Here is an 11,045-nt window from a genome sequence, read left to right on the forward strand (position 1 = left end):
CATCAAAACACCTTGAGATTTTAAAAATCCAAGGTGTTTTTTTTATCACAAGATTTCAAAGCGGATCAAAAACGAATCATTAACTTTCTGTGAATTCTTACTAAAGGGACTATTCATATTCCTTGATTCTTTACTTTTAAGCAGCAAGTTTAAATCCTGAAATTAAAACAAGATGAAATCCATTCTATTCACACTACTTACTTTTTTGATGCTGAGCTCCATTTCATTCGCCCAGAAATCCTTCCATAAGAATATGGTTATCGCTCACCGAGGTGCCTGGAAAGCACAAGCCCATCCGCAAAACTCAATTGCATCACTTAAAGAAGCTGTGAAATTGGGTTGCGAAGGTTCTGAGTTTGATGTGTGGATGACTGCGGACGGAATTTTGGTCGTGAATCACGATTCGGATTTCGAAGGAATGGAAATCGAAACTTCCACTTATGAAGAGCTTTTGACCAAAAGACACTCGAATGGCGAGAAGCTTTCTACCGTAGAAGAATACCTAAAAGCTGGCAAAAAACAGAAAGGCACCAAGTTGATTTTCGAAATCAAACCTTCCAAAATCTCAGTAGAGCGAAGTAAAAAAATAGCAGAAAAATCTGTTCTAGCCGTGAAGAAAATGAAAGCTGAAAAATGGGTTGACTACATCACATTCAGCTATGAAGGCGGATTGAAAGTAATTGAAATGGACCCAAATGCAAATGTCGCGTACTTGAATGGTGACAAAACTCCAGCAGAATTGAAAGAAGCAGGCTTTTTTGGGTTGGACTATAATATCAATCTGCTGAAGAAGAATCCCCAATGGATCAAAGAGGCGCAAGATCTAGGACTAACCGTTAATGCTTGGACTGTGAATTCAGCGGAAGATTTGATTTGGTTTCTAGATCAAAACCCGGATTTCATTACTACGGATGAACCTGAGTTACTTTTCAGAATCATCAAGGATAGAGAGTAGAATTACCTAAAGTCAATTTTGATCAGAGATCACATTCCAGTACTTTTCTGTCAAACTTGAACTCTATGAATCAGTCCAATCACCTCAAAGTCGCTCTAGCGCAGATTTCCCCGATATGGCTAAACAAATCTGCAACTCTGGAAAAAGTAAAAACTTCGATAATAAAGGCAGCTGCACAAGGTTGTGAATTGGTTGTCTTCGGAGAAGGTCTTGTACCAGGATATCCTTTTTGGCTTTCCCTTACTAATGGTGCTGCTTGGGACAATAAAATTCAAAAGGAAATTCATGCCCATTACTTAAGGAATGCCGTGCAGATTGAAAAAGGAGACCTTTTGGAGATTCAAGAGTTGGCTAAAAGTTTGAAAATCGCCATTTATCTCGGCATCATCGAGCGGCCAATCGACCGAGGAGGCCATAGTATTTATTGCTCCTTAGTATATATCGATGCGGAGGGAGGAATTAAATCAGTACATCGCAAACTGCAGCCTACTTACGAAGAAAGACTCACTTGGGCTCCAGGTGATGGTCATGGATTGCAGGTTCATCCGTTAAAAGAGTTTACCCTTGGTGGATTGAACTGTTGGGAAAACTGGATGCCTTTGGCGAGAACTGCTTTGTATGGTATGGGAGAAAATCTGCATATAGCAGTTTGGCCAGGATCTGTCAGAAATACAGAAAACATCACCAGGATGATTGCCCAGGAAAGTAGGTCTTTTGTTATTTCCGTATCCAGTTTGATGAATAAAGAAGACTTTCCAGATGACACGCCTCATCTAGATTTAATCCGTGAAAATGCACCAGAAGTCTTGGCAGATGGAGGTTCTTGCATTGCTGGGCCGGATGGCAAATGGATCTTAGAACCGGTGGTAAATACGGAAGGTTTATTAATTGAGACACTGGATTTTAATCGGGTTCTGGAGGAGCGCCAAAACTTCGATGCAGTTGGACATTATTCTCGACCAGATGTGCTGCAGCTGAATGTGAATCGGGAGAGGCAGAGTAGTGTTAAATATAATTAAACTACTTACTGCAGATTTTTTTAAATACTATTTTTCTATAATAGGTTTTATTATTTTAATAGTAAGCCATACTTTTTATTTAGACAAAATATATATGCTTAAAAAACTAATACCACATTATTTTACTTTCACCTCTTTTATATATGAATATAGAAAAAAATTGAGATTAAAGGAACTATATTGTTTTAACATTTGTATTTAAAGTAGAATGGCGATATTATTTATCCGCCACTTGAAATAAAATAATAATTAACTAGAACTAAATTAAGAAGGGATAATATTATGAGTACACAGAATTTTATGAGTATTTTAACTAGAAAAAAACAGATAATTAAACCAATAACATTAACATTATCAATGCTTTTCGCTCTTGTAATGTTTTCAGCGCAAGCTCAGGACTACTTATTAACTAGCAGCGAGATAGAAATATTACAAGATCAAGACATGGAGTACATGAAGCAAATCCATGAAATCACCAAGGATTACCCAGCATTTTCTTATAACTACACTATTGAAGATGGTGAAGTAAAAGATGTCACGGTAACAGGCATTGACAATTTCAATGATAAAAAAAGACTTGAAGTTGTATTGTTTGATTTGAAGAGCAATAAAAACATGCTGAAAAATCAACCAAACAGAGTAGGTGTTTTCTACTCAGTTGATCAACCTGCTAAATACAATGGTGATTTAACCGAAGATTTATTGAGTAATTTGAAGTACCCTTCAGAAGCAAAAGATTGGGGTTTGGAAGGAACTATATACGTTAAATTTGTAGTCGAAGATGATGGAGAAATCAATTTTGCGAGTACGTCGAGTAATGTAGACACTTCAGTTGATATGTATTTAGATGATCTTCAAGAACAAGCCGTTTCTGCTGTTAAAGCTACATCCGGCAATTGGACACCTGCTAAAGTTGAAGGTGTTGAAGTTTCATCTCTGGAAATTGTTCCAGTTACGTTTGACTTTAAGAAAAACCCTACTCTTCCTGCTTTGATTAGATAAGAGTACAATTAATTAAAATCAGTTATAAGATCACTTAATAATGTTTCTAACTGATGATTTAAGAACCGGATGGATTATTCATCCGGTTTTTTTGTGTAACTGAAAAAAGCTAATTAATGAGAACAGCCACAGACTGTCAGAATAATTAGAACTGAAATGGACTAGATAAATCAAGCTGCCTTCTTACCGCGGTTAATCAAGATCAATTAACCTGTTAAAAAAACTCTATACAAATCACAAAATTTCGTCATCAAAACTGGCTGAGTGTAATTTAGTACCACTCCTTAAAATTAGATAACCTCCAGCAATTCCTAACGCTATTCGAAGAGCCATATTTCCTTTGGTTACTGCGAGTGACAACACATAAGTACCAGCAACTAAAGAGGTCAAACCCTCCGAATAGTTGGTAATCTTTTTTAGGCCATACATAAGTCTTTGTTTTTCGTTATTCATAGTGTTATGCAATAAAGTACTGTAAAACAGTCACAAAACAAATGCTAAAGCCTTAAAGTTGCACTAGGATTATTTTGCAAGAAGTATCAATGAGATTTTATTCCCAACGAACGGCGTCTTCATTTGCCTCATTGCGCGTTTTTTTCAATACAAACATACATACTTAGCTCCCACTTTGCCCCTTTGTTCTTACCATCAGAAGGACTATCTCCTTACAGGTGTCTAGCATAAGTCATAATTAATAAGCTATTTGGGGAAATAAATCCCAGATGCTCAACCTGTAAAAGAACTTCCTACGAGTCCTGTCAGGAGTATACTTTGGGCAAGTACTCTTAGAGACAATTGAATCTGGTCGCTCTCAAAAAGATGTTAACAAGCCACTTAATTTCCAGATAGGTAAGCTTTTCCCTAGATGTGACGGGAATTGAATCTATTTTTGACGTATGAACAGCATGACTGTGGACAGAACCATTTCCATCCGGGGACTTTTTAGGATCAGCAGACCTATCAATCTGCTGATGGTGGGATTCGCACAGTTTATGACCGCCTATTTTTTAGTTAAAACCACTGATTCTGGAATTCCCGTACTTCAGGATTACAAACTGTATTTGATCATAATTTCCACCCTATTGATCACTGCGGCTGGCTACATGATCAACGATTATTACGATGTCAAGATCGACTATGTCAATCGACCCGGCAATGTGGTGGTTGGCAAGGGAATCAAGCGCCGGGTGGTCATCATGCTACATACCATCTTAAACTTCAGCGCAATCGGACTTGGCTATCTTGTCAGTCCTAAGATTGCCTTGATCAATTTTGTCGCAGCTTTTCTCCTGTGGTTTTACAGCAATCAACTGAAAAGAGAGCCCTTAATAGGAAATGTAAGCGTTGCATTTCTAACCGCACTTTCCATTTATATTTTGGCAATTCATTATCAGAAAGCAGAATTACTGGTATTGACTTTTGCCATTTTCGCATTCTTTCTAAACCTTATCCGGGAAATCATAAAAGATATAGAAGACCGGCCAGGAGATAGGAAACACGGTTGCCGCACGCTACCAATCGTCCTAGGCTTCCGCAAAACCAAAGCTATTATATTCCTGATTGCGGCAATTTTTATCTGCGCTATATTGATAGTGATGTTCAAACTAGACCGCCAGATAATCTTCGCCTATTTCGGCGGTTTAGGATTCTTTTTCATGTATTTCATGTACAGAATCTATGTGGCTGATCGCAAAGACCATTTCACCCAACTGAGCACCATGGCTAAGATTTTGATGCTGATAGGAACGCTGAGCATGAGCTTTTTGTAACACACTTCAATATTCGAAATTCAGCATTCAGGTTTCATCGTTGATTATTCCTTACGAGTGTATAATAAAGAGTAACACGATTTGAAATAGTCTTTCTTTCGAAACTGTAAGACTCTCCATACAGGATATAATCATTGCTTATTGATGAAAAATTATGATTTCTGGTAAAAGCAAGACCCATTCTCCAATACTCTAATGAGAATCCATATAGATAATTAGTATGGTATTTCTTAGGGATCGTTTCCACTGCGTTCAAAGCATCCACAATTTCCTGGGTCCAATCAATGCCATCAGGGATTTCGTCGAAATGAGGGCTGGAGGAAAAACTAAAAACCGGTACTATTCCCGCGATCAAATTAAATTTCAAAAGATTAATGTCAAATAAATTCAACGATCCACCAATTGGAAATTCAAAGTTATTACTCCTTAAGGAAGTCACCTTTTTAGAGTCAATAGGCACTCCTTCAATTGGAGTGGTCACAAATATAGAAGCATAAGATTTATAATATTGTGCGCCAATAGTTCCTTTAAATCTGCTTCCACAAGAATGTGCATATTGAACATACAGCATCAATCTAGGTTCTTCTGCCCTCAGATTTCCTTCATACACCGACAAAGTATCTATCTCAATCAAGGAATTATTAAACTTTTCTTCACCTGAGACTATACCCATTCCCACCTTAAACTCTTGGCTCCAAGTCACTATTGGACTGAATAATAAACAGATAAATATTAATTGAGGTCTGTAGTTCATAAAAATAAAAAGACAATAAAACAGATTTTCATTTTCGCACATTATGTCATGCGCTAATTAAAAGTCAATATGGCAAGACGGTATTATAAACGTAAGAATTAAATTTAAAAAAAGATATATTCTATTATTTCAGATTTTGAAATATCCTATTTCTGGGTTTTCCATCCGAATTTTAGTGTTATATGATGAAAACAAAATACAACCTTAGTTCATCTCCTCTCAATCCCTTTTCAGATGAGTGAACAGGGCCGTAAATCGTAATTCCAAAATCATAAGTCGTAAATCTTCCTTATTTTCACCCAAATTTTTCAATCATGCTAGATAGCAAATTACTTGTAATCAAGATCGGGTCAAATGTGCTCACTCAGGAAAATGGACTTCCTGATTTGGAGCGTATGGAAGAGTTGGTTGCGCAGATCCAAGAGTTGACTGCTCTAGGAAAGAAAGTTGTCCTCGTCAGCTCAGGTGCAGTGGCTTTTGGGAGACAGACAATTCCCTTACCGGAGAAACTCAACCCGGTTTTCAAAAAACAAATCTGGGCCTCCACGGGTCAAATCCGCCTGATCAATCAATACCAGAATTTCTTCGAAAAACATAAGCAGCCTGTTGCCCAAATCTTGGTAACAAAAGAAGATTTTCGAGACAGAAAGCATTTCTTGAATATGAAAAACTGCGTTCAGGCGTTGCTTTCGCAGGGCATCTTACCAATCATCAATGAGAACGACACAGTTACAATTACAGAACTGATGTTCACCGATAACGATGAACTGGCAAGCTTGACCGCTGCGATGATCAATGCGGACACCATGATGCTGCTTACAAATGTAGATGGGATTTTCACTGGAAATCCGTCTGACCCGGATTCCGAACTCATCGAGAAAGTAGCATCCAAAATGCCAGAAGTTTCCAAATACATCTCTGCTTCCAAGTCCTCTTTCGGTCGTGGTGGGATGCTGACTAAATATGCCATGGCAAAGAAATCTGCTGATTTAGGCATACAGGTGGTCATTGCCAATGGAAAGCGGGAAAACGTCTTGGGGGAATTTGCAGATAAGACATTGAGATGCACTTGGTTTGAACCACAGAAAGCTAAGCACGGTGCGAAGAAATGGCTGGCTCACGGGGAACATTACTACGTAGGAGAAATCACCATTAATGAAGGTGCAAAAAGCTCACTGACAGCTGAGGTGATCCGTAGTCTTTTGCCAATTGGAATTATTAAACTCGAAGGAGAGTTTTCCAAAGGAGACATACTTCTGATAAGAGACGAAACTGGCCATAAAATCGGCTTGGGTCGAGCAGAGTATTCCTCTAAAGTAGCCAATGAACGTGTAGGCCAAAAGAACCAAAAAGCTTTAATCCATTACGATTACCTCTATATTTTCGATCATGACTGAGTACCAAGATATATTTGAAGGAGTAAAACAAGGGTCTAGAAAACTGACTGGACTTAGCAATGAAAAAGTAAATCAGGTCCTGCATAACCTAGCAATTCTGGCTGTTGAAAACACAGATTTCTTATTGGAAGAAAACCAAAAAGACCTGGACCGCATGGAGCCAACAAACCCTATGTACGATAGGTTGTTGCTGACTGAAGAGCGCATTCAGAATATCGCCGGAGAAATTATTCAGGTGAGTGCCTTGCCAAGTCCTCTTCATCATGTCTTGGAAAGTAAAACCCTTGAAAACGGACTTTCCTTAGAGAAAACCACCGTGCCGCTTGGTGTGATTGGGATAATCTATGAAGCTAGGCCAAATGTCACTTTTGATGTGTTTACGCTTGCCTTAAAATCTGGAAATGGTCTCGTACTGAAAGGCGGCTCTGATGCCGACTTTTCTAATCGTGCGATCATGAGTTTGATTCATCAGGTTTTGGAAGTCAATGAGCTTCCAACTTCTGCTTTCCAACTTTTACCTGCAGATCGAGCTGCGACAAAAGCACTTTTAGAAGCTGTAGGTTTTGTGGATGTGATTATCCCACGTGGCTCGCAAGGATTGATTAATTTTGTTAGAGAAAATGCAAAGGTCCCTGTGATAGAAACTGGAGCTGGTATTGTGCATACTTATGTCGATGAATCCGCAGATTTGGCGAAAGCCAAGGAAATTGCCTTCAATGCTAAAACCCGTAGACCCAGCGTCTGCAACTCGCTCGACTGTCTCATAATTCATGAAGCCCACTTACCAGTTTTAAATGACTTGATTCAGCCTATGCTGAAAAGTAAGGTTCAGGTTTTTGCAGATGAAAAAGCATTTGCTGCGTTGAATGCAAATGAGTTAATATCAAGAGCTGATGAATCACACTTTGGAACAGAATTTCTCGGACTGAAAATGTCCATCAAGACTGTAGCTAATCTTGATGAAGCACTAGATCATATCGCAGCTTATTCTTCTAAACATTCTGAAGCGATTGTCGCAGAAAATCAAGAAACTATTGATCGCTTTTTGCTCGAAGTTGATGCAGCAGCAGTTTACGCAAATGCCTCCACAGCTTTCACCGACGGTGCTCAATTCGGTTTGGGAGCTGAAATAGGAATAAGCACCCAAAAACTCCATGCACGAGGACCAATGGCACTGAAAGAACTTTGCAGCTATAAGTGGATCGTGAGAGGAAATGGACAGGTTAGACAATAGTTTTCAGTTTTCAGTGATCAGCTTGCAGAGTTAGTCACTCTGAGTAAAGTTGACGTGCCAACCCAAATTTTGCTTCTCCGTTTGCCCTCAGGATAGACTTTGAACACTAAACTCCATCTTTAAAAACAGGTTGCCTCTTCGCGCCATTGCGGGAGATTTACCTTAATTTCGCAGTAACCCATCAAAACAACAATACATTGAAACGCCTCGCAATCTTAGCTTCTGGATCTGGCAGCAATGCCGAAAAGATCATGGAGCATTTTCAGAATTCCGAAATAGCAGAAATCGCATTAGTTGCCTCCAACAAGGCTGATGCATTTGTACTGGAGCGAGCCAAGAAGTTTGATGTTCCCACGTTTACTTTTTCGCGAAAGGAAATGGATGCAGGCCTTTTGCTGGAGAAACTAAAAGAAGAAAACATTGATTGGGTGATTCTGGCTGGCTTTTTACTGAAAATCCCAATAGAACTCACCAAAGCTTTTCCAGACCGGATGGTAAATATTCACCCTGCGCTTTTGCCAAAATATGGAGGAAAAGGGATGTATGGAAGCTTCGTGCATGAAGCTGTAAAAGCTGCCGGTGAAACCGAAACGGGCATCACCATTCACTTGGTCAATGAAAATTATGATGAAGGGAGGATTGTATTTCAAGCCTCTACCCCACTGACTTCAGAAGACACCCCTGATTCTATCGCCGAAAAAGTCCATGCACTAGAGCACAAGCATTTTCCGGAAGTGATTGAAGGACTTTTGTAACTTGATTATATCAATATCCATTCTCCTTTTTTTTAAAAGTAAGCAAGCCAATTTGTTTAAAAATCTAACCTAGCAGAACTGTACCGAAAACTATTCGTTTGGACATGTAATCCCCCTTGCAGATAGCTTCGTTACTTATTCAAAGCAAATGTGAGGCTTCAGTTTACTTTCTCACATTTGTAAAATATCACTCCTAAATACTCCTCATGAAATATCACTTTTCTCTAGGCCAAATTATCGGATTTATCCTAGTGTCGATACTTAGCTTTTCTTCCATAAACGATTCAAAGGCACAGGGAATCACGATTCCAAGTAACACGGAAATTAATTCCGGCATAAAGGAAGCATTGGAAAAAGCTACCGGAATAAGTGCCGAGCGCTTGGGTGCCAAAGATGGATACCTAGGAAATCTAGACGTGAAAATCCTTTTCCCGGAAGAAGCTAAAAACATTGAAAAAACCCTCCGCTCTCTTGGACTGGACAGCATGGTAGATCAGGTGATCACCAGTGTGAACCGTGCTGCGGAAGATGCTGCTTTAGAAGCAAAACCCATCTTTACTGATGCGATCAAGCAAATGAGCATTGCAGATGTGAAAACCATTCTTTTAGGCGAAGAAAATGCGGCTACTAGTTATTTCAACACCACTACTTCCCCTGCGCTCACAGAGAAATTCTCCCCTATCATAGACAGCAGTCTGAAAAAAACTGACGCGACGAAATACTGGCAAGATGTAATGACCAGGTACAACAAAGTCCCTTTTGTGAAAAAAGTAGATACCGATCTCACCGCCTATGTGACCAAAAAAGCGATCGACGGCTTATTTGTAGAAATAGCTAAGGAGGAGTTGAAAATCCGGGAAAACATTTCGGCCAGATCCTCTCCATTGCTCGAAAAAGTCTTTGGTTTTGCTAAGCAAGCTGGAAAGTAATAACATACAAACCTGGAGAGGCAAACTTAGAATGTAATTGCGAAGTCTGGTTCACCTTAACCAGCTTTGCTTCAGTTGTTTTCGTATCACTTTAAAGTAATCTCTTTTCGGAATATCAAAAAGAAATTGCCGCATTCCTGCAATGTTTGCAAAAAGGAAATCATTAATAGTAAACTTTTGCTGAGCGAAGTCGAAGCCTCATCTGACTTGCATCCACTTTTTACTTTCCCGGTCCACAAAAGTGATTGGAACAAACTTATCCGTAGGTGCTCCGATAAAGTAAACCGTCCAGTTAGGATCATGCTTCGCTAGCATTTCGGAGATGCAATCTGCTCGATGCGAAGTGGGATTCTTGCAATCATCCCAGTAGAACAACTCTACTTTATAGTGAAGTGACTTCACCTCATTATTGATGATCACCTGGATGTCAATGTTTTGTTTTCCAGGTAGGTTTGGGATTGGAATAGCGATGTGACTCATGGGTTTGTGTGCTTTGGGTAAGGATTAATTCATGCAATGGTGATAAAGTGGAAGTTGCAAAGTTGGAGATTTCTAAAATTGAAAGGTTTTGAAGCTCGTATGGTAATCTTGACTTTTGATTCTTGCTTCTGGATACTAGCTACTTTCATCTTCTCTATTCCTCCACATCCCATGCCATCTAAAAACCCTCAAAACGGATCTGATTGGCATTAACCAGTCATATTAAAGGTAAATCAGCGAACAATTTTGCCCGTACTTGGACAAAGTGCTTTGAGCGCTAGTATATTGTACCATCAAAACCAAACCTCAAAGTAGTATGAGCAGCACCAGTCATCACGATGATAAAATAGCAAAAATGACCTTCTCTTCTGTCTACCCACATTATCTCACCAAGGTAGAGCGCAAAGGAAGGACGAGAGAAGAATTGCATGAGGTGATCACCTGGCTAACCGGCTTTGATGAAGAAGGAATACAGCAGCAGATCGATGCAAAATCAAGTTTTGAGCAATTCTTTGCAGAGGCAGAATTAAACCCCAACGCTAGCCAAATTACCGGCTCCATCTGTGGCTATAAGGTGCAGGAAATAGAAAACCCACTCACCCAGAAAGTACGCTATTTGGATAAAATCGTAGATGAGTTAGCTAAAGGGCGTAAAATGGAAAAGATACTGAGGCAGGGCTAAGAGTTTACTATTTGTATGAAAGTACGGGTTGAGCGAAGTTTATAAGGTAGCTAGGTTTTAAAGAGTTAC

12 protein-coding genes are annotated in these 11,045 nt (G+C 39.3%); 9 read left to right on the top strand and 3 right to left on the bottom strand.

Annotated elements, in window-relative coordinates:
• The first annotated feature begins 172 nt into the window (after positions 1 to 172).
• From LV83_RS13260 to LV83_RS13270, 3 genes are all read left to right on the top strand, one after another.
• Positions 173 to 955: a glycerophosphodiester phosphodiesterase gene (locus LV83_RS13260; protein ID WP_111612027.1), complete on the top strand. Its 783-nt coding sequence runs from the start codon at positions 173 to 175 to the stop codon at positions 953 to 955.
• A 65-nt stretch (positions 956 to 1,020) separates the two neighbouring features.
• Positions 1,021 to 1,974 carry a carbon-nitrogen hydrolase family protein gene (locus LV83_RS13265; protein ID WP_111612028.1) on the top strand — a complete coding sequence of 318 codons (954 nt, stop codon included), beginning with the start codon at positions 1,021 to 1,023 and terminating at the stop codon, positions 1,972 to 1,974.
• Positions 1,975 to 2,256: 282 nt separating this feature from the next.
• The gene (locus LV83_RS13270) at positions 2,257 to 2,976 is read left to right on the top strand and encodes an energy transducer TonB (protein ID WP_111612029.1); all 720 of its coding nucleotides are present in this window, start codon (positions 2,257 to 2,259) and stop codon (positions 2,974 to 2,976) included.
• Positions 2,977 to 3,210: 234 nt separating this feature from the next.
• Here the strand turns inward: LV83_RS13270 and LV83_RS13275 are convergent, their stop codons facing one another.
• Complete coding sequence (locus LV83_RS13275) at positions 3,211 to 3,405, bottom strand: hypothetical protein (protein WP_146613720.1); 195 nt, start codon at positions 3,403 to 3,405, stop codon at positions 3,211 to 3,213.
• A gap of 467 nt (positions 3,406 to 3,872) precedes the next feature.
• Here LV83_RS13275 and LV83_RS13280 point away from each other — a divergent pair, with 467 nt between their 5' ends.
• Positions 3,873 to 4,745 carry a geranylgeranylglycerol-phosphate geranylgeranyltransferase gene (locus LV83_RS13280; RefSeq protein ID WP_111612031.1) on the top strand — a complete coding sequence of 291 codons (873 nt, stop codon included), beginning with the start codon at positions 3,873 to 3,875 and terminating at the stop codon, positions 4,743 to 4,745.
• 34 nt (positions 4,746 to 4,779) lie between these two features.
• Here LV83_RS13280 and LV83_RS13285 read toward each other — a convergent pair whose 3' ends face one another.
• The gene (locus LV83_RS13285) at positions 4,780 to 5,499 is read right to left on the bottom strand and encodes a hypothetical protein (protein WP_146613721.1); all 720 of its coding nucleotides are present in this window, start codon (positions 5,497 to 5,499) and stop codon (positions 4,780 to 4,782) included.
• A gap of 314 nt (positions 5,500 to 5,813) precedes the next feature.
• On the opposite strand from LV83_RS13285, the gene proB reads away from it, so the two are divergent.
• The 4 genes from proB (at position 5,814) to LV83_RS13305 (ending at position 9,814) form a co-directional block, all read left to right on the top strand.
• Entirely contained in the window at positions 5,814 to 6,896 is a 1,083-nt protein-coding gene (gene proB / locus LV83_RS13290; protein WP_111612033.1) for a glutamate 5-kinase, read from the top strand.
• Positions 6,889 to 8,130 carry a glutamate-5-semialdehyde dehydrogenase gene (locus LV83_RS13295; protein ID WP_111612034.1) on the top strand — a complete coding sequence of 414 codons (1,242 nt, stop codon included), beginning with the start codon at positions 6,889 to 6,891 and terminating at the stop codon, positions 8,128 to 8,130. Before proB ends, LV83_RS13295 begins: the two co-directional genes overlap by 8 nt.
• A 197-nt stretch (positions 8,131 to 8,327) precedes the next feature.
• Positions 8,328 to 8,885 carry a phosphoribosylglycinamide formyltransferase gene (purN, locus tag LV83_RS13300; protein ID WP_111612154.1) on the top strand — a complete coding sequence of 186 codons (558 nt, stop codon included), beginning with the start codon at positions 8,328 to 8,330 and terminating at the stop codon, positions 8,883 to 8,885.
• Between the two features lie 206 nt (positions 8,886 to 9,091).
• On the top strand, positions 9,092 to 9,814 hold the full coding sequence (locus tag LV83_RS13305; RefSeq protein WP_111612035.1) for a DUF4197 domain-containing protein: 723 nt from the start codon (positions 9,092 to 9,094) through the stop codon (positions 9,812 to 9,814).
• Positions 9,815 to 10,012: 198 nt separating this feature from the next.
• Here LV83_RS13305 and LV83_RS13310 read toward each other — a convergent pair whose 3' ends face one another.
• Positions 10,013 to 10,294 carry a hypothetical protein gene (locus LV83_RS13310; RefSeq protein ID WP_111612036.1) on the bottom strand — a complete coding sequence of 94 codons (282 nt, stop codon included), beginning with the start codon at positions 10,292 to 10,294 and terminating at the stop codon, positions 10,013 to 10,015.
• Positions 10,295 to 10,610: 316 nt separating this feature from the next.
• On the opposite strand from LV83_RS13310, the gene LV83_RS13315 reads away from it, so the two are divergent.
• The gene (locus LV83_RS13315) at positions 10,611 to 10,976 is read left to right on the top strand and encodes a DUF2200 domain-containing protein (RefSeq protein WP_111612037.1); all 366 of its coding nucleotides are present in this window, start codon (positions 10,611 to 10,613) and stop codon (positions 10,974 to 10,976) included.
• Positions 10,977 to 11,045 lie beyond the last annotated feature (69 nt).

This window comes from Algoriphagus yeomjeoni (assembly GCF_003259505.1).
GTDB lineage: Bacteria > Bacteroidota > Bacteroidia > Cytophagales > Cyclobacteriaceae > Algoriphagus > Algoriphagus yeomjeoni.